Origin of the sequence: Polaromonas aquatica (assembly GCF_042659145.1) — a bacterium.
In the GTDB taxonomy this organism is placed as follows: domain Bacteria; phylum Pseudomonadota; class Gammaproteobacteria; order Burkholderiales; family Burkholderiaceae_C; genus Polaromonas; species Polaromonas aquatica.
The window spans coordinates 1-20,854 of record NZ_JBHSRS010000082.1; the positions used below are offsets into that span (position 1 = coordinate 1).

General features: G+C 61.7%; 19 protein-coding genes. 9 read left to right on the forward strand and 10 right to left on the reverse strand.

Annotated elements, in window-relative coordinates; genetic code table 11:
• The first annotated feature begins 759 nt into the window (after positions 1–759).
• From ACFQND_RS17775 to htpG, 6 genes are all read left to right on the forward strand, one after another.
• Entirely contained in the window at positions 760–1,305 is a 546-nt protein-coding gene (locus ACFQND_RS17775) for a Csu type fimbrial protein (protein WP_371436825.1), read from the forward strand.
• Positions 1,306–1,334: 29 nt separating this feature from the next.
• Entirely contained in the window at positions 1,335–2,150 is an 816-nt protein-coding gene (locus ACFQND_RS17780) for a fimbrial biogenesis chaperone (protein ID WP_371436826.1), read from the forward strand.
• A gap of 64 nt (positions 2,151–2,214) precedes the next feature.
• On the forward strand, positions 2,215–4,545 hold the full coding sequence (locus ACFQND_RS17785; RefSeq protein ID WP_371436827.1) for a fimbria/pilus outer membrane usher protein: 2,331 nt from the start codon (positions 2,215–2,217) through the stop codon (positions 4,543–4,545).
• A 35-nt stretch (positions 4,546–4,580) separates the two neighbouring features.
• A complete protein-coding gene (locus tag ACFQND_RS17790) occupies positions 4,581–5,603 on the forward strand; it encodes a Csu type fimbrial protein (protein WP_371436828.1) in 1,023 nt (340 codons plus the stop codon).
• 286 nt (positions 5,604–5,889) lie between these two features.
• Entirely contained in the window at positions 5,890–7,179 is a 1,290-nt protein-coding gene (locus tag ACFQND_RS17795) for an esterase/lipase family protein (RefSeq protein WP_371436829.1), read from the forward strand.
• A gap of 155 nt (positions 7,180–7,334) precedes the next feature.
• Positions 7,335–9,212 carry a molecular chaperone HtpG gene (gene htpG, locus ACFQND_RS17800; protein ID WP_371436830.1) on the forward strand — a complete coding sequence of 626 codons (1,878 nt, stop codon included), beginning with the start codon at positions 7,335–7,337 and terminating at the stop codon, positions 9,210–9,212.
• Position 9,213: 1 nt separating this feature from the next.
• On the opposite strand, the gene ACFQND_RS17805 is transcribed toward htpG, so the two are convergent.
• The 5 genes from ACFQND_RS17805 to ACFQND_RS17825 form a co-directional block, all read right to left on the reverse strand.
• Positions 9,214–10,062, reverse strand: coding sequence for a siderophore-interacting protein (locus ACFQND_RS17805; RefSeq protein WP_371436831.1), 849 nt, complete (start codon positions 10,060–10,062; stop codon positions 9,214–9,216).
• Positions 10,062–10,616 carry a PadR family transcriptional regulator gene (locus tag ACFQND_RS17810; RefSeq protein WP_371436832.1) on the reverse strand — a complete coding sequence of 185 codons (555 nt, stop codon included), beginning with the start codon at positions 10,614–10,616 and terminating at the stop codon, positions 10,062–10,064. Before ACFQND_RS17810 ends, ACFQND_RS17805 begins: the two co-directional genes overlap by 1 nt.
• A gap of 181 nt (positions 10,617–10,797) precedes the next feature.
• Positions 10,798–11,526 carry a molybdate ABC transporter substrate-binding protein gene (locus tag ACFQND_RS17815; protein WP_371436833.1) on the reverse strand — a complete coding sequence of 243 codons (729 nt, stop codon included), beginning with the start codon at positions 11,524–11,526 and terminating at the stop codon, positions 10,798–10,800.
• Positions 11,527–11,542: 16 nt separating this feature from the next.
• Positions 11,543–12,517 (reverse strand): tripartite tricarboxylate transporter substrate binding protein, encoded by a 975-nt coding sequence (locus ACFQND_RS17820; RefSeq protein WP_371436834.1) that lies wholly within the window; start codon positions 12,515–12,517, stop codon positions 11,543–11,545.
• A gap of 56 nt (positions 12,518–12,573) precedes the next feature.
• A complete protein-coding gene (locus ACFQND_RS17825) occupies positions 12,574–13,554 on the reverse strand; it encodes a Bug family tripartite tricarboxylate transporter substrate binding protein (protein WP_371436835.1) in 981 nt (326 codons plus the stop codon).
• A 180-nt stretch (positions 13,555–13,734) separates the two neighbouring features.
• Here ACFQND_RS17825 and ACFQND_RS17830 point away from each other — a divergent pair, with 180 nt between their 5' ends.
• Positions 13,735–14,607, forward strand: coding sequence for a fumarylacetoacetate hydrolase family protein (locus ACFQND_RS17830; protein ID WP_371436836.1), 873 nt, complete (start codon positions 13,735–13,737; stop codon positions 14,605–14,607).
• Positions 14,608–14,627: 20 nt separating this feature from the next.
• Here ACFQND_RS17830 and ACFQND_RS17835 read toward each other — a convergent pair whose 3' ends face one another.
• Both ACFQND_RS17835 and ACFQND_RS17840 read right to left on the reverse strand, forming a co-directional pair.
• A complete protein-coding gene (locus ACFQND_RS17835) occupies positions 14,628–15,668 on the reverse strand; it encodes a serine/threonine protein kinase (protein ID WP_371436837.1) in 1,041 nt (346 codons plus the stop codon).
• A 113-nt stretch (positions 15,669–15,781) separates the two neighbouring features.
• Positions 15,782–16,891, reverse strand: coding sequence for a DUF2855 family protein (locus tag ACFQND_RS17840; protein ID WP_371436838.1), 1,110 nt, complete (start codon positions 16,889–16,891; stop codon positions 15,782–15,784).
• 124 nt (positions 16,892–17,015) lie between these two features.
• On the opposite strand from ACFQND_RS17840, the gene ACFQND_RS17845 reads away from it, so the two are divergent.
• Positions 17,016–17,711 (forward strand): methyltransferase domain-containing protein, encoded by a 696-nt coding sequence (locus ACFQND_RS17845; RefSeq protein WP_377414257.1) that lies wholly within the window; start codon positions 17,016–17,018, stop codon positions 17,709–17,711.
• Between the two features lie 118 nt (positions 17,712–17,829).
• Here the strand turns inward: ACFQND_RS17845 and ACFQND_RS17850 are convergent, their stop codons facing one another.
• Both ACFQND_RS17850 and ACFQND_RS17855 read right to left on the reverse strand, forming a co-directional pair.
• Positions 17,830–18,249, reverse strand: coding sequence for an organic hydroperoxide resistance protein (locus tag ACFQND_RS17850; RefSeq protein ID WP_371436839.1), 420 nt, complete (start codon positions 18,247–18,249; stop codon positions 17,830–17,832).
• A gap of 83 nt (positions 18,250–18,332) precedes the next feature.
• Positions 18,333–18,773: a MarR family winged helix-turn-helix transcriptional regulator gene (locus ACFQND_RS17855; RefSeq protein WP_371436840.1), complete on the reverse strand. Its 441-nt coding sequence runs from the start codon at positions 18,771–18,773 to the stop codon at positions 18,333–18,335.
• Between the two features lie 257 nt (positions 18,774–19,030).
• On the opposite strand from ACFQND_RS17855, the gene ACFQND_RS17860 reads away from it, so the two are divergent.
• Positions 19,031–19,795: a TetR/AcrR family transcriptional regulator gene (locus tag ACFQND_RS17860; protein WP_371436841.1), complete on the forward strand. Its 765-nt coding sequence runs from the start codon at positions 19,031–19,033 to the stop codon at positions 19,793–19,795.
• A gap of 25 nt (positions 19,796–19,820) precedes the next feature.
• Here the strand turns inward: ACFQND_RS17860 and ACFQND_RS17865 are convergent, their stop codons facing one another.
• Complete coding sequence (locus tag ACFQND_RS17865) at positions 19,821–20,798, reverse strand: Bug family tripartite tricarboxylate transporter substrate binding protein (protein ID WP_371436842.1); 978 nt, start codon at positions 20,796–20,798, stop codon at positions 19,821–19,823.
• Between the last annotated feature and the right edge of the window lie 56 nt (positions 20,799–20,854).

Sequence of the window (20,854 nt, forward strand, 5' to 3'; positions counted from 1 at the left end):
CACAATACATAGTTGCAGAATCCGTAATAATTGTTTATTCCCACTGGCCCATGGGCCTTCAAAGGTGCTTATGGACCGGTTGCCGTCTTCCTTTGCCGTGATGGCCAGGGGGCTGTAAGACGGGGCACAGCCAGCGGGAGTTGCTATGAATTGGATAGCTTCTGCGCTTGTACCTGGCGGGCCAGGGGCATTTTTCATGCAAAAAACTGGAAATCAGGCCTTGGCCCCCGGCGCGGGCTTGGGGGGAAACATGGCTCAAGAGGCCTGAAACCAGCGTTTTGCCCGCAATTCGCTATGCGCTGATGGCGACGGGGTGCCCGGCACGTGCCAAGGCTGGCCCTGAGGGGGGCGATATTCGCAATGGTGCGGGTCCGGTCGTTCATGTGCCGGAAGCCGGTGACGCCTGCAAATCAGCTCATGGCCAAGGGGTTGGCCTGTAACTCAACTTGCCCGTTAAGGGTTGCCATCCACAGTGGGTGCGCGGGACGCTTGTATTGGACGGCCGCAATGCATATGACCTCGTCCTCAAAACGTTACGGCGTGCGATTGGCACTCAGCGCATCTCAAACCATGGCAAAACCGTAAGGCAAATGCGATCAAACCGGATGTAAAGCTCGCACTTTCATCGTCTTTACACAATTTAGTGCCGGAAACCGGTGATCTCTCACGGAAATAAGCGTCATATGTAACAAGAAGTGTTGAAGTGCTAGGGGTGAACCCTAAAATAAACCATCCCAAAACACCCAAAGGCTACAAATCATGCTTAAAACTGTAACTTTTAGAAACATCAAGTCGGAAGTGGCTCGTGCTGTCCTGTTGTCTGCTGTCGCCCTTGGCGCGATGGGCGCTGCCCAGGCCGCCACCGATGTGACGACCTTCAAGGTCAAGCTGACCATCACTGAATCGTGTCTTATCAGCGCTACTGCGCCTACAGACGTAGACTTTGGCTCGCAAGCGCGCACTGGCGCAGCCCTTACCCTGGATGCGGCCGGTGCCCTGAATGTGAATTGCACCTCAGGCACGCCCTACACCATTGGCCTGAACGGTGGTGCCAACAATACAGGCACGACCGCCACGCCAACGGCAGGAAGCCGCCGCATGCTTTCCGGCACTGCGAACTATGTCGGCTATGAGCTGTACCAGAACACCGGCCGTACTACCTTCTGGGGCAATGCAACCGGTAGCTGGCTGGGCGGCACGGGTACGGGCGCATCAGTTTCCCTTCCTGTGTATGGTCGCGTAGTATCGGCCAATGCTCCGGCCGGTGCCTATATCGATACCGTGACGGCCACGATCACCTACTAAGCCTGCAAGGTAAATAAAGGTCCAGCCCTGTGATCCATGCAAGCCAAGACATCCTGACCCGCGGGCTTTGGCGCGCACGCAGGGTTGTCCTTGGCCTGGCATTGACGCTTGGCCTTGCGTTGCTGCACAGCGGGCCGGCCGGTGCGGCCAGCCTGCAGGTGTCGCCCATCTCGCTGGAGTTTTCCCCTGCAGAGCAGGCGCAGAGTGTGTGGCTCAGCAACTCCGGTACGGCGACCGTGCGCGCGCAGGTGCGTGTGCAGCAGTGGTCGCAGCCGGACGGTGTTGAACAACTCAGTGCGACCCGCGAACTGGTCGCCAGCCCGCCGGTTGTTGAAATTCCTCCCGGCGGCAAGCAGATGGTCCGCATCATCCGCCTGCAACCGGCGCCGCCGGCACAAGAGCAGGCTTTCCGCCTGATCATCGACGAGCTGCCGGAGGTGGTCGCGCCCGCAGGTGCTGCGACGTCTCCTGGCCTGCAGTTCTTGCTGCGGTATTCGGTGCCGGTTTTTGTGGCGCTGACCGAGCCCGTGCCGGCCAACAATAAACCCAGCGATATTTCAGCCTTGTCGGCCAGCCTGCGCACGAGTGGGTCGCAGCTTGTGCTGTCCGTGAGCAATGCAGGACCCCGGCGCGTCAAGATCAGCCAGTTGGTCCATGTCGATGCCGAAGGCCGGCGCACGCCGCTGGCACCTGGCCTGCTGGGCTACGTGCTGGCTGGCCAGCGCATGCAATGGCCCCTGAACCTGCCGGCTGGACAGGTGCTGCCGGCCAACGGCACCCTCAAGGCCAAATTCAATGCCGACCTGGAAGAGCAAACCCTGCCGCTGGCCAGCAATCGTTCCTAGTGTCCTGGGCCTTCTCGGGACTTGTGGCGGCGCGCTTGCGCAGGTCGCCCCCGACAAGCCTGCAGTGACAGCCCTGCCTGCGCAAGCCGCGCAGGAGGAGGAACAGGAGCTGTACCTCGAAGTCACGCTGAACGGTGTGACCAACGGCACGCTGGGCCGCTTTGTGCGCCGTGGCGGTGCTTTTTTGGCCAGTGCAGAAACCCTGCGGGAGATGGGCCTCAAGTGGCCAGGCGGGGAGGGCGCCAGTGGCCTGGTGGCATTAAGTGCGCTGCCCGGCCTGCAGGTTTCCTACGATGTGCCGGCCCAGCGGCTGGTGCTGATGGCCCCGGTTGATCTGCTTGCCCGTCCCGTGGTGCGCCTGGTTGCAGAGACGGGCATCCGTGCGCTGGTGGACCCGTCCACGCAGGTGCCGGGGCTGATCCTCAACTACGACCTTTACGCGCAGCAGACGGGAAACCAGCGCTCCGTCAGTGCATTCAGTGAAGTGCGCTTTTTTGGCGTGGGCGACGGCGTATGGAGCAACACCATGCTGAGCCGGGCGGACAGCAATATCAGCGGCCTGGATCGCCACGGCAATATCCGTCTTGACACCTATTGGCAACGCAACTTTCCGGACCAGGCGTTGACCCTGACGGCTGGCGATGTCATCACGGGCGCCTTGCCCTGGTCGCGCGCCACGCGGATTGGCGGCATCCGCCTGTCGAGCAATTTTGCGCTGCAGCCCTACCGCATCACGACGCCGCTGGCGTCCTTCCAGGGTTCGGCCGTGCTGCCCTCCACGGTGGACCTGTTCGTCAATGGCCTGAAGCAGTCCAGCCAGACCGTGCAGCCAGGGCAGTTCCAGCTCAGCGGCGTGCCGTCACTGGGCGGCACCGGGCAGGCGCAAATGGTGATCACCGACATCACCGGCCAGCGCCGTGTGGTCAGCTTTGACCTGTATGGTGCACCGCAACTGCTGGCCGAGGGCCTGTCGGACTGGTCGCTGGACATGGGCACTGTGCGGCGCAACTACGGGCTGAGTTCGTTTTCCTATGGTGGCCAGCTGTTCAGCGCCAGCGGCCGTTATGGCCTGAGCCCGCGCACCACGCTGGAGGCCCATGCCGAGGCCGGTTCCGGCGTTGTCCAGGCGGGTCTGGGCGGTGTCTGGCTGCTGGGCGAGCAGGGCGGCCTCCTGAGTGCATCGATGGCCGGCAGCCGGCAGTCGGCAGACAATGCCGCCGCTGCGGGCACCGAACAAAGCGGCACCCAGCGCAGCATGGGCTACCAGTGGAATTCCCGCCGTTTCACGGTGTCGCTCAACACCCAGCGGCGTGACGCGGGCTTTCGCGACGTGGCGACGCTGCCGGGCGAGGTGATGTCGCGCGGCAGCGACTCGGCCTACTTCGGCATCAACGGCGGCCTGGGGCAATTCGGGGTGAGCACCATGCGCCAGCAGTATTTTGGCGCGCTGCCCGTGCGCTTTGCCGGCTTGAGTTGGTCCTACCAGCTTCCGGGCAACGCGATGCTGGCGCTGAACGTCAACCGCAGCCTTGGCGATGCAGGCGGGACCAGCGTTTACCTGTCCTGGTCCATGCCGCTGGATCGCAACCTGACGGTTTCCGGGTCGGCACGCTCGGCTGGTGGTGCCCGCAGCCTCACGGCGGATGCGGCCAGGTCGCCGCCGGGCGATGTTGGCGGCTGGGGCTGGCGTGTACAGGCCGGCGTGGGCGACAACGCCGGGGCGCAGGGCCAGATCAGCAACCTGGGACGCTATGGGCAATGGACGGCGGGTGTCAGCCAGTTTGCCGGCCAGCAGGGTGCGGCCGCGACCCGATCCGTCTACGGCAGCGCCAACGGCGGCCTGATGCTGATGCAGGGCAACGTGTATGCGGCGCGTCGGGTGGACGATGCCTTTGCACTGGTGTCGACCAGCGGTGTGCCGGGTGTGCCGGTCCGGCTGGAAAATCGCGTGGTCGGCGAAACCGATGCGCAAGGCATGCTTTTTGTGACCCAGCTCAACGCCTACCAGGTCAACCGCCTGAGCATAGATACCCTGAAGTTGCCGGCCGATATGCGCATTGCCCGTTCGACGCTGGAGGCTGTGCCCCCCGGCCGCAGCGGCATGCTGGCGCGTTTTGACATGCGGCGCATCCTGGCCGTCCAGCTGGCGTTGCGTGACGCAAAGGGCGCGTGGCTGGCTGCGGGCAGCCAGGTCTGGCTGGATGCGGCTGCCGGCGCAGGCAAGCCACCCGCCGCTGCGACGGTGGTTGGTTATGACGGCCTGGTCTACCTTGAAGACCCGGTGCCCGGTGCTGTCCTGCGCGTAGAAACACCCGCCGGCCCCTGCCGTGCCGCACTGCCTTCCGTACTCCAGCCCAGCGGCTTGCTGGACCTCGGCGTGCTAACCTGTCAATGATGCTGACGGCTATTGCCGACCGGAACAAAAGCGCCATGAAAAACATCCTGACTCCACGTTTGCCCCGGCAGCGATTGACGCTGGCGCAACTTCTGCCCGCGCTCTTTCTGTGTTTGCTGGCGCTGCTGTTTGCGCCCGCGCCCGCGCAGGCGCAGAGCTGTTTTATAGGCACCACCACCGCCATCAACTTTGGCACGGTCAGCCCCGATGCCAATACCGACACGCAAAGCAGCCTGAGCTACACCTGCCAGTCCAATGCCAGCACAACGTATTTCCGCGTCTGCATGTACATCCCCGAGGGCAGTCCGCTGAGCGGCATCAACCCGCGGCGCATGACCAACTACAACGGCGCGGAGATGGCCTACAACCTTTATTCCGACGCCGCACGCACACAGATCATCGGCCCGCCACCGGGGGGCGGCGGTTTTCCGCTCTATACCTTTACCGTGGTGGTGCCCGGCGGGTATACCCAGCAGCAGAACACGGCGCAGATTTATGGCCGCGTGCCGTCCGGGCAAAGCCTGCCGGCCGGCAACACCTTCCAGTCGCAGATCAGCGGCGGCACCCTGGCTTGGGGCTGGAGCAACACGACTTATCCGCCGGATTGCAACGGCGGCGGCAGTGCGGTGACGGGCAACACCACGTTTTACCAGGGCGTGAGCGCGAGCGTGTCGAATGCATGCCGCATCACGCTGGCGACGGATCTTGACTTCGGCAACGCCGGCGCACTGTCGTCCAACCGCGACCAGGCATCGACCATCATGGTGCGCTGTCCGACCGGCACCAACTGGAGGCTGGGGCTGAGCAACGGCGTCAACCCGAACGGCACGGTCAGGCGCATGCGCAGCGCTACCGGCAACTATGTGACCTATGAGTTGTACCGGGACAGCGCGCGTACGCAACGCTGGGGCAACACGCTGGGCACGGACACCTCCAGCGGCATGGGCGTGGGCGAGGGCAGCCCGGTCTCGCAAACCGTCTATGGCCGAGTCCCTGCCCAGGCCGCGGCACCGACCGGCGCCTACTCCGACACCATTACCGTCACGCTGACGTACTAGCGCCAGCTGGCTGGTTGGCCGGACTGCCGGCGATGCGTGTGGCACCAGGGTTGCTATCAATGTAATAGCTGGTTGCGCACGTTACCATTGGGCTTCGGGCATTTTTTATGCTTAAAAATGGCCGGCAACGGGCGGCTGGCCGCCTGAAACCCGGGTTCTTGAACTGGTTTTGGCATCAAAAGTGGCCGTGGCCGCCATTCCACAAGCGCCACCAGCTATGAAATTTGTAGCATTTTTATGCTGAAGCTGTTCTGGCTGACCACATTCAATAAGGCCACAATCGGGCATGCGCAAACCCGACCCGACCAAAACGACAAGCGGCAGCTTTCTGGCGAACCTGCCGACCTGGCTTCATGTCTCGGACGTCCAGGGGCTGGCGCAACTCGCCACCCAGGGTGTGCTGGGTGTTGCCGGCCTGGCTGAAACCGTGCAGGGCAATGTCTACAAGACCGTCGCCGCGCCTTTCGGGCCGCTGGGCGCGCGGTTTGTGGACCACACGCCGGGTGCAAGCGGCGTCAAGGCAAGAGGCATCACCGGGCTGGTTTACGGCAGCGTGAAAGGCGTGACACGGCTTGCGGGCGGTGCGGTCAATACCGTGCTGTCGGGCGCTGCGCCGCTGGTGGGCGAGCAGGCCTCGTCGCCGCCCCGCGAGGCCATGCTGTCGGCCATCAACGGCGTGCTGGGTGACCAGTTGCTTGAAACAGCGAATCCGTTGGCCATCACAATGAGCCTGCGGCATGACGGTGAAATCCTGCCGCTGGAAAAGGCTGCCCTGGCGCAGCGCCTGCCGCACGCGACCGGCAAGCTGCTGGTGCTGGTTCACGGCCTGTGCATGAACGACCTGCAATGGGGCTCCGGGCATGACAGCCATGCAGACGCGCTCGCGCATGCCCTGGGGTACACGCCGGTTTACCTGCACTACAACACCGGCCTGCATACCTCGGTGAACGGGCAGCAGTTCGCTGCACTGCTGGAGCAGCTGTGGCAGGCCTGGCCGCAGCCGGTGCAGGAGATGGCCCTGCTGGCGCACAGCATGGGCGGCCTGGTCTCGCGCAGCGCCTGCCATCATGGAGAGGCGGCCGGCCACCGCTGGCGCAGCGGCTTGAAGCAATTGGTGTTTCTCGGCACACCACACCACGGCGCGCCGCTGGAGACGCTGGGCAACTGGGTCGACACGCTGCTGGGCGCCAATGTGGTGACCCGACCTTTCGCAAAAATCGGCCAGATCAGAAGCAGCGGCATCACCGACCTGCGTTACGGTTATGTACTGGCCTCAAGCTGGCAGGATGCGGACCGGTTTGAACGTGCCCCCGATAGCCGCGAGCCTTTGCCCCTGCCCGAGGGGGTAGCTTGTTTCACATTGGCTGCGAGTACTTCGGTTGAGGTCGGCAGCATCAAGGGCAAACTCATAGGTGATGGCCTGGTGCCCGTGCCCAGCGCGCTGGGCCAGCATGCGGACCCGCAGCACACCCTGGCCTTTTTGCCGGAAAACCAGTGGGTCGCCGGCGGCATGAACCACATGGAGTTGCTGGACCGGCCTGAAGTCACGGCGCAGTTGCTGCGCTGGCTGGCATAGGGGCGGCTCCGGGGCTTTGTAAAATTCCGTTTTGACCCTTGCGTGCAGCACTGTCTCTGGTTGAAAAAACGGGATGTACGCCCAAGTACCTGCATGCGTCAGGTTTTCCTGGCCTTTTTTTATCTGTTGAAATTTCCTTTCCACACAAAACTTTCATGTCAAAAACCCTTTCCTTCCAGGCCGAAGTCGCCCAGTTGCTCAAGCTGGTCACCCACTCGCTGTATTCCAATCCCGAAATCTTTCTGCGCGAGCTGATCTCGAATGCCTCGGACGCGTGCGACAAGCTGCGCTTTGAAGCACTCAATGACGCAGGTTTGTATGAAACCGATGCCGAACTCAAGGTGCGCGTGAGCTTCGACAAGGCTGCCAAAACACTGACCATCACCGACAACGGCATTGGCCTGTCGCAGCAGGAAGCGATTGACAACCTCGGCACCATTGCCAAGAGCGGCACGCGTGACTTCATGGCCAAGCTGTCCGGCGACCAGAAAAACGATGCGCAGCTGATAGGCCAGTTCGGCGTGGGGTTTTACTCGGGCTTTATCGTGGCTGACAAGATCACGGTTGAAAGCCGCCGCGCCGGGCTGCCTGCAAGCCAGGGCGTGCGCTGGTCCAGCGACGGCACGGGCGAGTTTGAGGTCACCGAGATCGAGCGCACCGAACGCGGCACCAGCATCACGCTGCATCTCAAGGAAGACTCGCTCGACTACCTGAACGCCTGGAAACTCAAGGGCATCATCAACAAGTACTCCGACCATATCTCGCTGCCCATCATGATGGAAAAGGAAGAATGGAAAGAGGGTGAAAACGACCAACCCGGCGAGATGGCCAAGACCGGCGACTGGGAAACCGTCAACCAGGCAGCGGCGCTGTGGACGCGTGCAAAAAAAGACATCACACAAGAGCAGTACGACGAGTTCTACAAACAGATCAGCTACGACAGCCAGGCGCCGCTGGCCACCACGCACAACCGCGTGGAAGGCGCGACCGAATACACGCAACTGCTGTTCATCCCGGCCAAGGCGCCCATGGACATGTTCAACCGTGACAAGGCCGCCGGCGTCAAGCTGTATGTCAAACGCGTGTTCATCATGGACGACGCACAGGCGTTGATGCCGACCTACCTGCGATTTGTCAAAGGCGTGGTGGATTCATCTGACCTGCCGCTGAACGTTTCGCGTGAGCTGTTGCAGGAAAGCCGCGCCGTCAAGGCGATCCGTGAGGGCTGTACCAAACGTGTGCTGTCCATGATCGAGGACCTGGCAGCAAACGACGCCGAAAAATTCGCAACCTTCCAGGCCGAATTCGGCGCGGTGCTGAAAGAAGGTCTGGGCGAAGACTTTGCCAACCGCGACCGACTGGCCAAGCTGCTGCGTTTTACCAGCTCAACCACCGACACCGCGACCGTGAGTTTTGCCGACTACAAGGCCCGCATGAAGGAAGGCCAGGACGCGATTTATTACATCACGGCCGACACCTTGGCCGCGGCCAAGAGCAGCCCGCAGCTCGAGATCTTCCGCAAGAAGGGCATAGAGGTTTTGCTGATGGCCGACCGCGTCGACGAGTGGGCACTGAACTACCTGCACGAGTTTGACGGCACGCCGCTGCAGTCCGTCGCCAAGGGCGCGGTGGACCTGGGCAAGCTGCAGGATGAGGACGAGAAAAAGGCTGCCGAAGAAGCGCAGACCCAGTTCAAGCCCATGCTCGACAAGCTCAAGGACGCGTTGAAAGACAAGGCCAGCGATGTGCGTGCCACCACACGCTTGGTCGACTCACCGGCCTGCCTGGTGGTGCAGGACGGCGACATGTCCACACAACTGGCCCGCATGCTCAAGCAGGCCGGCCAGGCCGTGCCTGAAATCAAGCCGATTCTTGAGGTGAATGCGCAGCATCCGCTGGTCAAGAAGCTCGAAGGCAGCGAACATTTTGAGGACCTGGCCAACATCCTGTTTGACCAGGCGCTGCTGGCCGAAGGCGGCATGCCTTCTGACCCTGCGGCTTATGTCAAACGTGTCAACACGCTGCTGCTCTAAATCACGCGTTGTGTGAATCGTGCGTCGCGGCACTGCCCCGGCGCCAGTAGCCCGATGCACGTATCCATGCCGGATTGGCCCGGCATTCCTGGACCAGGTAGGCGCGCAGGGCTTTTGCCTGCGCTGATTCGCAGCCTATCCAGGCGTGAAAAAATCCCGTCGGCATGCGCATGTCGCGCAGCGCATCAAGCAGAGGCATGCCGCCGTCCGCTGTGCCGTTGCAATGCACCCAGGTCACCTCAACCTCGGCTTTGCTGTCGAAGGCGATGTGATCCTCAGGTGTTTCTACTTCAATCAGGACTTCTGCGCGCGCATTCCGGGGCAGTTCCAGCAGCCGCCTGGAGATGGCCGGTAGCGCAGTGCTGTCGCCCGCCAGCAGGTGCCAGTCAAAACCGGTGGGGACGATAAAGGACCCCTTGGGGCCGCCTATGCCGACCTGCTGGCCCGGCCTGGCCTGCATCGCCCATTGGGTGGCCGGCCCTGCGGTATGCAGTGCAAAGTCGATGTCCAGCGTCAATGCCTGGGCGTCAAAGTGGCGGGGCGTGTAGTCGCGCATGACGGGTTTCGCACCTTCGGGCCAGATGGGGCCGTCCGGTCCGGCAGCCGGTAACACGAGCGCGCCGGTCACGGGGTCCGGCAAAAACAGCTTGAGGTGATCGTCGAAGCCGGGGCTGGTAAAACCTTCGAGCGCGGCGCCGCTGAAGGTGATGCGTTGCAGATTGGGCGTGATGCGCTCCACCGTGTGCACAGCCAGCACGCGAAAACGCAAGGGGTGACGGACCCGCTGCGGGATGAAGTCGGAGTTGGTGGCTACCATGCCGTTGAGGCGGTCAAGTGTCGCTGTGTACATCAGATTTTTTCCAGTTGTTGTGCCGCATGGTCCAGCACCGCTGCAAATGCGTCGGCCTGCTCGGGCGTCAGGGCTTCGCGAGAGAGGCGCATGCGCATGGCGAGCTTGAGGTTTTCAATGGCGCGCGTAACCTGGGGCGGTCTGCCGCCGCGCGGGCCGGCGCCATCCACGCCACCCTGCATGCGCGCCAGCATGGCGTCCGCGGTGACGCGGTTTTCTTCAAGAAACACCTGGCCCGCATCCGTGATGCGGTAGCGCTTGCGCCCACCGATGTCGGCGTTGTCAACGCTGAGGTAACCCATTTCCTCAAGCAGCGTCAATGTGGGGTAGACAGTGCCGGGGCTGGGGCTGTAGCTGCCGCCCAGGCGCTCTTCGATTTGCTTGATGAGTTCATAGCCGTGGCAGGGCTTGTCGCTGATGAGTTGCAGCAATACAAACCGCAGGCCACCGTGGCTGAAAATGCGTCCGCCGCCGCGCGGACCGCCCAGGCCGTGGCCACGCCCAGGGCCGCCGCGTCCGCCTTCCATGCCGTCGCCATCATGGCCTCGGCGCATGAAGAGTCGAAAATGTTTTGAATGTCGCATTGGAATTAATTCGTATTTGTTTAGATATTATTACGATATATCTAAATTAAATCGAAGTCAATCCCCTTGCGGATGAACCGGGTTCGGCAAGGGGTGATTCAGCCCGCTCTGTGTGGCGTGTTAACGCCTTGCCCGAAAGGCCTGAGTCGCTTTACTCCGGCAGCGGCTCGAAGCCGCCAGCGCTGCGCAGCCCGGCGGCTTCGGGGCTGGTGAGAAGTTCAATCAGAGCGGTGGCTGCGCGTGGCTGCGCCGCCCGGTTGCTGAGGGCTGCGGTGTAGACCGTCGCCAGTTCAAATTCCCTGGGCAGGGCGCCTGCCAGCAGCACGCCCGGTGCAAAGATGATTTCGGTGACCTGGGTGCAGCCGAGCAATCCGGGCTCGTTTGTCTCTGCCATGGCTTTCATGGCGGCGGTGCCGTTGGAAAACGGACGCAGGCGGCCGGCGAGTTCTGTCTCCAGCCCGAGAGCCTTGAGTACGCGCATGAAGTGGATGCCTGCCGTCGCCTTGACCGGGTCCGGGAAGTAAATGCCGGTTGCCGACCGCAACGCGGTTTTCAATGCTTCGGGGCTGCCCACATCAGGCGGCTTGTCGCCCGTTTTCACTGCCACCCCGGTTTTCACCGCGCCCAGGGCCTGCGCGCTGCCTGCCACAAGGTGCGCGCTGGCCGTCAACTGGGTAATCAAGGCCTCGCTGAGGATGATCACGTCGCAGGGCTCGCCCGCCAGCAGTTTGTCTTTCATCATGCCCACCGCACCAAAGGTGCCTGCAAGGCCTGACGGGTATTGCGCACTGAAGCGGTCCTGCAGTTGTGTCACCAGCCCCTGGGCTGCGCCACCGCTGAGTACATGAACCGGGCCTGAAGGGCTGGGGGCTGAAGTCATGGGCTGGTGTTCTTTTTCAATCGACTTTGATGCCGGCGGTCTTGATCACTTGCGCCCATTTGCTGATGTCGTCGCGTGCATATTTGTCAAACACTTCGGGCGTCATCACCATGGGCACCGCGCCCTGCTTGATCCAGATCTGCCTGACATCTGCCTGGCCGGCAATTTTTGAAACCGTGTCATTGAGTTTGTCGACCACGGCCTTGGGCGTTCCGCGCGGCGCCATCAGGCCCAGCCAGATCGTGGCTTCGTAGCCCGGCAGGCCGGCTTCGCTCATGGTCGGCACATCGGGCAGCACATCGGAGCGCACCTTGCCGGTGGTGGCCAGCGCCTTGACCTTGCCGGCCTTGACCTGCTCGGCCATGGTGGTGACAGCGTCAAACATCAGCTCGACCTGGCCGCCCATGACATCGGTGCGTGCGCCGGAGCTGCCGCGGTAAGGGATGTGCACGAGCGAAATGCCTGCCATGCTTTTGAACAACTCGCCGGCCATGTGGTAGGGCGTTCCGGGGCCCGAGGAGGCGTAGTTGATCTTGCCGGGTTTGGCCTTGGCCTGGGCCATCAGTTCCTTGAGGTTGGATGCCGGCAAGGCCGGGTTGGCCACCAGCACAAGGTCTGAGTAGTTAATGGGCGCAATCGCCACAAAGTCGCGCATCAGCTGGAAGGGTTTGTTCGGGATCAGCGACTCATTGACCGTGTGGGTGTTGGACATCAGCAGCAGCGTGTAGCCGTCAGGCGCGGATTTAGCCACGACATCCGTGCCTATCACCGAGCCTGCGCCCGGCCTGTCGTCCACCACAAAGGGCTGGCCCAGTGCATCCTGCAGGCGCTGCGCGATAAAACGCGCGTAGTTGTCAGCCGGTCCGCCGGCCGCAAAAGGCACGATGATCTTGACCGGCTTCGACGGGTAAGTTTGTGCGGTGGCGGAGGTGCCGAGCAGCGCGGCCGCGAGGCTCAGGGCGAGCACGGCGAGGGATTGTTTGAAAGCCATGATTTGTCTCCGGTGAATACAAGATACAAGCGCAAGAGGCCTTGCGGCGTCTGGCCTTACTCGACTTTGCCGATACGTTTGACGACTACGGCCATGCGGGCCGCATCTGCCTGTACGTACTTTTCAAACTCGGGTGCATCCAGGTAAAGCACCGGGCTGCCGGCGTTCAGGATGACATCCTTGACCTTGGCATCCTGGGCTGCAGCTTTGGCTGCGGCACGCAGGCGCTGGGCAACCGGTTCAGGTGTGTCTTTGGGAATGAACAGGCCGGACCACTGCGCATATTCGGCGTTGTAACCGGCGCTCTTCAGGCTGGGCACGTCCGGCAGTGAGCCGAGTTGCCCGTTGCCCCAATGGGCCAGCACGCGCAACTTGCCGGCCTTGACCTGCTGCAGCACGGTTGCCGGGCCTGTGGACACCGCATCTATCTGCCCGCCCAGCAGCGCCACCACAGCCGGCCCGGCGCCGGTAAAGGGCACGTGGGTCATCTTCATGCCGGCGTTTTGCGCCAGGATTTCCATGGGCACATGCATGGTGCCGTAGTTGCCGGAGGAGCCGTAATTGAGGACACCCGGGCGCTTTTTCACGTCATCCACAAATTGCTGGGCGGTCTTCCACGGCGCATCGGCGCGCACGGCCAGAACGGTGGGGTCAGCGGTATAACGGGCGATGGGGCGCAGGTCAGCGAGCGCAAACATCGGTGCGCGGGCCAGCACCGCGTCGGCTTCCGGAATCACAGTCAGTGACGACAGGGCCATCAGGACCGTGTAGCCGTCGGGTTTGGCCTTTGCCACCTGGCTCATGCCTATGCCGCCACCGGCGCCGGCCTTGTTTTCTATCACCACAGGCTGGCCCAGCTCACGCGACATCGCTTCTGCGACGGGGCGTGCGACCAGGTCGGCCAGGCCGCCGGGCGGAAAGGGCACGATCATCGTGATCGCCTTCATTGGCCAGGCGTTTTGTGCGGCGGCCAGTGTGCTGCCTGAAATGAGCAGTGCGGCTATCGATGTGGCTTTAAAAATGGATCTGCGTTTCATGTCTTGTCTCCTTGTTTTGGCTCTGCTTTGGCCGGGCGCAAGCCCCGTTCCATAGTCATAGTTTGCATGCTAACATCCGCCTGAAAACCGGGGATCATCGCAATCCCTAATCTTTGGCAAGCGCACTGAACGCCGGCCCCGGCTGGCGGCCCGGCATAACGACAAGAGAGACACGACACCATGAAAATTGTTGCTTTTCACCAAAACGGCCAGCCCGGCGTAGGTCTGGTCTCCAGCGACCTCAAGCAGATCCAGCCGTTTGACCTGACTGCCGTGCAGCGCGGGCAGGGCGCCTTGCCCATCATTGAAATGCAGGCGCGCGGCGAGGCCTTGCCGGCGCTGCTGGCTGCGGTGGCCCTGGCGGATGTGCACATCACGGCGCCTTTGCCAAAACCGCGGCGCAATATTTTCTGCGTCGGCAAAAACTACTTTGCCCATGCCAAGGAGTTTGCCGGTAGCGGGTTTGACAGCAGCGCCAAGTCGGGCGGCGACATTCCGGCTGATCCCATCATCTTCACCAAGGTGCCCGAGTCGGTGGTCGGGCCTGGCGCCACCATCGAGATGCCGGCTGTCTCCACAGCGATTGATTACGAGGCCGAGCTGGCCGTCATCATCGGGCGCGGCGGCAAGGGCATTGCCGCCGGCGATGCCATGTCGCATGTCTGGGGTTACACCATCGTCAACGACGTCACCGCGCGCGACTGGCAGAGCCGCCACCAGCAATGGGACATGGGCAAATCGTTTGACACCTTCTGCCCCATGGGCCCGTGGCTGGTGAGTGCGGACGAGTGCGACGGCAGCAAAACCCGGCTGCGTTGCTACGTCAACAATGAACTGCGCCAGGACGCTTCAACGGCCGACCTGATTTTTGACATCCCGAAACTGATTGAAACCCTGTCGGCAGGCATCACGCTTTACCCCGGTGACGTGATTGCAACCGGCACGCCGGTCGGTGTCGGCATAGGCTTCAAGCCACCCAAATACCTGCAGGCAGGCGATGTGGTACGGATCGAGATTGACGGTATCGGCAGCCTGGAAAACCCGGTCGGCTGACCTGGCGTGGCTGCACAAGCTCAGACGATCAGCGGTGCGCCCTGCATGGCTTCGGTCTGTTCTTCCAGCATGTCGACCTGGCCTTTCCAGTAATCACTGGAGCCGAACCAGGGGAAGTTGATCGGAAAGATCGGGTCGTGCCAGCGCTGCGCCAGCCAGGCGCTGTAATGCACCAGGCGCAACGTGCGCAGCGGCTCGATCAGCGCCAGTTCGCGCCTGTCAAATTCGCGGAACTCTTCGTAACCATCGACCAGCGCGCCCAGCTGGCGTGTGCTTTGGGCGCGGTCGCCCGACACCAGCATCCACAGGTCCTGCACGGCGGGGCCGCTGCGTGCGTCGTCCAGGTCCACAAAGTGCGGGCCGGCGCCGGGCAGGCCCTCGGGTGTCCACAGGATGTTGCCGGGGTGGCAGTCACCGTGCAGGCGCAGGGTCTGGACCTCACCGACACTTTCAAACACGGCCTGCGCTGTCAGCATCGCTTCATCAAAGGCCTTGTGCCAGCGCGAGCTCATGTCCAGCGGCAAGTAGCCGCCCTCCAGCAGGATGTCGCGCGATGCGTAGCCGAAGGTTTGCAGGTTCAGCGCGGGGCGGTGCGTGAAAGGATGGACGCTGCCGACGGTGTGTATGCGCGCCAGGAAACGGCCTATCCACTCCAGCACCTCAAGGTTGTCGAGTTCCGGCCGCCTGCCGCCGCGGCTTGGCGACACGCTGAAGCTGAAACCGCCGAAATGGTTCAGGGTTTTTCCATCCAGCACCAGTGCACCCACCACCGGGATTTCTGCCGCCATCAGCTCGGCGGCAAACGCGTGCTCTTCAATGATCTGTGCATCGCTCCAGCGGTCGGGGCGGTAAAACTTGACGACCACGACATCGCCGGGTGCGTCGGCCGTGCCTTCAAGGTGAACCTGGTAGACCCGGTTCTCATAACTTGACAGCGCCATCAGCCGTCCATCACCCAGCAAACCCACGCTGGCCAGCGCGTCCAGCACGAGGTCGGGGGTCAGGTGCTCGTAGGCGTGAACGATGTTGCGCGCCGGAGCAGCCTTGTTGTTGTCAGTCATGCCTCCATTGTCGTTGTTCCCTGCCACAGCCCCTTTTTATGAACAAAAAGGGCCTGTGGCCGACATGGGATGCGCGCAAACAGCTATAAAAACGATAGCAGATGAGGCCGCAGTCAAAGCCTCAGCAGGTGCCCTGTGCGTGGGTCGCCACTGCCGGCCAGCACCTGCCGGTAAATTGCGGTCACCGCTTCGGCGCCTGCGTGGTGCTGCGTGAGCAGCCAGGGCGCCGGTGGTTGTTCCACACGGGCGCTGAATGTTTGCCAGGCTTGCACCAGGCGCTGGCCCAGGCCGTCACGGCCCCAGTCGGCGCTGCGTTTTTTGATCTGGGCAGGCGCAAAAAACAGGGTGGCGCGGGGGCCGGGCAGGTCCTTTGCATTACCAAGTTCGCTCACGTGGGTGCCTCCTATCGAGCAGCTGTACTTGAGGTTGGCAAAGCGGCTGTGGACGGCATGGCGCAGTTTGGCGTTACCGGCGAAGTCCACATAAATTGAGGCGCGGTCGGCGGCGATCTGGTCCAGTTGTTCATAACCCAGCACGCGGCTGTAACAGCCCAGACTTTCGCAAAAGGCGATATTGCCCGGCGAGGTCAGGCCTATCACTTCAATGCCGGGTCGTTGCGCCAGCTGGAAGGCGGTGCCGTAAGCAGTTTTGCTGGACGCGCTGGACAGCAGCATGGCGCCTGCCGGGGCGCCAAAAAAGTCGTTGTCGGCCAGGAAGTCGTCGATCAGGAAGGAGGTGATGAACAGCGGCCGCAGCAAGGCCTGCAGGTCTTCGGTCGAGGCGCTGTAAAACGGGTCGGCGCTGCAGCGCATGTACTGGTTGTAGACCGCATGCAAGTCGCGCCTGTGGCCGGCGCCGTCGGAAAAACCGCCGGTATCGACCCGCACCGGCGCCAGCACGGCTTGGGAGGCCATGGGGTAATAACCGTAGAACTTCTCGCCCACCGCCACGCCGTCGCACCGCGACTCGCGCACGGTCGCAAACCCCCAGACCGGGATGCAGCCCCAGCCGCGATCCTCCACCTCGGGCACCGGGTAAAAGCCCCAGTACTGCATGGTATCGCCGAAAGCCGCGTAAGTGATGTTGTTGGATGTCAGCGCAAAAGAGTCGACCGCCAGCCGTACCTCGCCGGCAGCCAGTGCGCGCGGCGGGGCATTGTGCAACTGGGTTGTGCCGAGATTGTCCTTGCGGACCAGAAAGCGGGTGAGGGTGCTGCTTGTCATGGCTGCACCATAAACGAAGCGGCCCGGCTGTTCAATACGGCCGGGCCGCTTTGGCGACACTTGCTGTCGCATGTGTCCTGAGAGTCAATTTTTCAGGCTCCGATGGGGACGGTAGACTTATCGCATGACTCAGTCGAATGTCGATCCGTCCGCCCACTTCAATGACCCTCTTGCAGTTTCTGCGTATGCTGACAAAACCCGGCGCCTGGTCCCGGGCTGGTCCGACTTGCAAACAATGACTGCCTTGCTGGTGGCGGAACGGGCACCGGAGTACGCCAACGTGCTTGTCATCGGGGCGGGTGGTGGTGTCGAATTGAAAGCCCTTGCGCAGGCGTACCCGCAATGGCGCTTTGTCGGTGTTGATCCTTCAAAACCCATGCTTGCGCTGGCCGAGGCCGCGCTCGGGCCACTTGCCGATCGCGTCCAGCTACACCATGGCTACGTGGAAACGGCAGCGGCTGGTCCGTTCGATGCCGCGACCTGCCTCCTGACGATGCACTTTGTAAGCATCGAGGAACGCAGTCGCACATTGAAGGAGATTCGTCGCCGCCTCAAGCCCGGTGCACCGTTTGTTCTGGCCCATATGAGTTTTCCGCAGGCTCCGGGAGACCGTGACCTGTGGCTCTCGCGTTACGCTGCGTTCGCCATCGCCTCGGGCGTCGACCCGGAAGATGCCCGCAACGCGGCGTCAGCGATTGGTTCAAGGCTGCCGCTGCTTGGCCCTGACGAAGAGGAGCGCATGCTCAAGGAGGCAGGGTTCACTGGCACACAGCTGTTCTATGCCGGCCTGGCGTTTCGCGGCTGGGTTACGTACGCCTGACAAGAGAAAATTTTTGCGGCACGAGTCATCAACGGTGCCGGAATGCGCGCAGGTCGCCATGGGGAAGTTTTCCCCATGGCGACCTGCATGGCACGAAGCGCGCGAACCTGGGGCCTGATTACTTGAGTGTGATCGTCACATCAATATTGCCGCGCGTGGCATTGGAGTAGGGGCAGACCTGGTGGGCTGCGTCGATCAGCGCTTGCGCTGCCGTGCGGTCCATGCCGGGGAGGCTGATATCCAGTCGGGCGGCAATGCCGTAGCCGGCGGGGATTTTTCCCAGATCAATGCTGGCGTCAATCGAAAGGTCTGCAGGCAGGGTGATTTTCTGCATGCCGGCAACGGCTTTCATGGCGCCGATAAAGCAGGCCGAATAACCGGCTGCAAACAGCTGCTCGGGATTGGTGCCGGTGCCGGAGGTGCCAGGCGAGCTTAGCGTGACGTCCAGGCGGCCGTCATCGGTTTTTGACTTGCCGTCACGGCCACCCGTGGTGTGGGCATGGGCGGTGTAGAGGACTTTTTCGAGCTTGGTGGTCATGGTGCTTCCTTTGGAAAATACCCCGGGATTGGGGTGTGTCGAGAAACTAAAAACCGTTTGCGCTGGAGGACTGGCTGAAATTGTTATGCAAGGAGCTGTTGCCGTAAAGCCTGCACTTGCTGGGTCAATGCAATCAGTTCGGGGATGGAGCACTGGCTGGCGCTCAGGATGCAGCCTGGAATCCTGGCGGCCCTGGCTTTGAGTTTGCGACCCGCAGCGGTCAGCGTGATATGCACACGGCGCTCGTCTTCGACGGCACGGATGCGCGAAATCAGGCCGGACGACTCCAGGCGTTTCAGCAGGGGCGTGAGCGTGCCCGAGTCAAGGTAAAGGCGCTCGCCGAGTTCGGACACCATCAGGCCGTCCTTCTCCCACAGCACCAGCATCGCCAGGTACTGCGGATAGGTCAGGCCCAGCTCATCGAGCAACGGCTTGTACAGCCTGGTCATGGCCAGCGAGGTTGAATACAGCGCAAAACACAGCTGGTTGTCCAGCTTGAGCATGGCATCGGATTTGTTTGGCATGTCTTGATTTTATCTCGCAATTAAATTGCGTACAATTTATTTTTCTGATTGCCCATTTCAATGGCAAGGTGTGTTGGATAACCGGATTGGTGAAGTCCTTGCCAACCCGGTGAAATGTTAGTGACTGGGTAACGAAATATTCAGGTTTGGCGCGTCGTCACTTTTCTTGCTCTTCACACGTGCTCAAAAGTTCGGCTCAGTGAGGTGGTGACAGGCCCGATAAGCCCGGCGATGTTCATCGTCGACAATTGATCTACATGCCGAAAAAGACGATACGCCCAGATACCTCTCCGACGCCAAGGCCGCGGCGCGCCAGCGGCCGCCCTGCCGCCAACGCAAGTGTGGGCAAGGAGATTATTTTTGACACTACGATTCGCTTGCTCAAGACCAGAACGCCCGAGCAATTGAGCATCCTGGAGATTGCCGGTGCAGCAGGCGTTACCCGTGCGCTTGTACGCTACTATTTTTCGGATCTCAAGGGTTTGTTGAGAGAGGTGACCGAATATTTGATGCGTCAGCTGCAGGACCGCATGGAGGTGGCGCTCAGGGTGCAGGGGACCTTGTCCGATCGTGTGCATCAGCGTCTGATTCTTCGGCTGGAGTTCATGCGCGAACATCCACAGTTCGAACGGCTGGCGCTCTCGGAGATTTACCATTTCGAAGTTGACGAAAAGGTACCTTTGACAGAAGCGCCCTTGCAACGGATTACCAAGCGCGGGCTGGAACTCACGAGCATGCTTATGGACGATTCCCAGCTTGCCGGCCTGGACCCGCGTTTTGTTCATCTGGCGATTCTCAGTGTTTCGGCATTCATTCCAACTGCGCAACCACTTATTGCCGAATTGTTTGGCGACGGCCCGGAGGCAGATCGGCAAGTCGACAAATATCTGCAGTTCATTTCGCGGATGCTGGCAGACAGAATTCAACAAGACGATCAATCGGGAGGGCCGAATCCGGGTGAAGGCCTGCCTCCAATGAGGAAAGGGCGAAGACCCCCCCGGGGGACAGATCACTTCCCGTAGCGCGGGGCTGTCGGGTTTTTCGGAGTCAGTCGGCCTGAATGCCCAGGTCCTTGATGATCTTGCCGAAGCGTTCAAAATCCGCAGCGTTGGTCTTGCCCAGTATTTCTGGAGATCCGCCTACGGGCACGGCACCCAGTGTGGCCATGCGCGAAACGACATCGGGCATTTTCAGGATCTCGTTCAGATGTTCGTTCAGTGTTTTCACGACCTCAGGTGGCATGTCCTTTGGTCCGAACAGGCCGTACCAGGACGTGACCTCAACGTCCTTGTAGCCGAGTTCCTGTAGCGTCGGCACGTTGGGCGCTAGCGGCGAGCGCTGGCGGTCGGCGACTGCCAGAGGTAAGAGCTTGCCGTTGGGAAGGTACGGTGCTACTGAGCCGAGTGTGATGTAGGTCAGCGGAACATGGCCGCCCAACACGTCGTTGACTGCTGGTGCCACGCCTTTGTAGGGGACATGGTCGAAGTGCGCGCCGGTCGCTTTATTGACCATCTCGCCGAGGATGTGCATTGGCGAGCCGCTGCCGGGGCTGGCATAGCTCATTGGCCGGGTTTTGGCTGCCGTAACCGCATCCTTGAAACTCCTGACGTTGGCGCTCGAACCCGCGACAAGAAAGATCGATACGGTGCCCGCTTCGATAACGGGCGTGAAGCCGTGCAGCACGTCATAGCCCGCAGCCGATCCGGTTTTGAGTACCAGCTGAGCGATTGAAAACGTGCTTGGCGCAAATAGCAGCGTATAGCCGTTTGCCGGAGCCTTGGCCACGAAGTTGCTGCCGATGATTCCGCTGGCGCCGGATCGGTTGTCGACCACCACGGGCTGCCCGATCCGGGTTGACAGCTTATCGGCGAGGAGGCGTGCCAGCACATCGGTGTCCCCGCCTGCCGGGTACGCGACCACAATCGATACGGGCTTGCCGGGATATGCTTGGGCCCAGGTGGCACCGGTAAAACATGCGGCCGTAAGGGACGCTGCAAGAACGAATGCTCGGTGAATGTTTTTCATGGGATTGGCCTTTGGGAAAGATCTGGATGAAAACGGTACTGAGAAAAGTGGAAGGG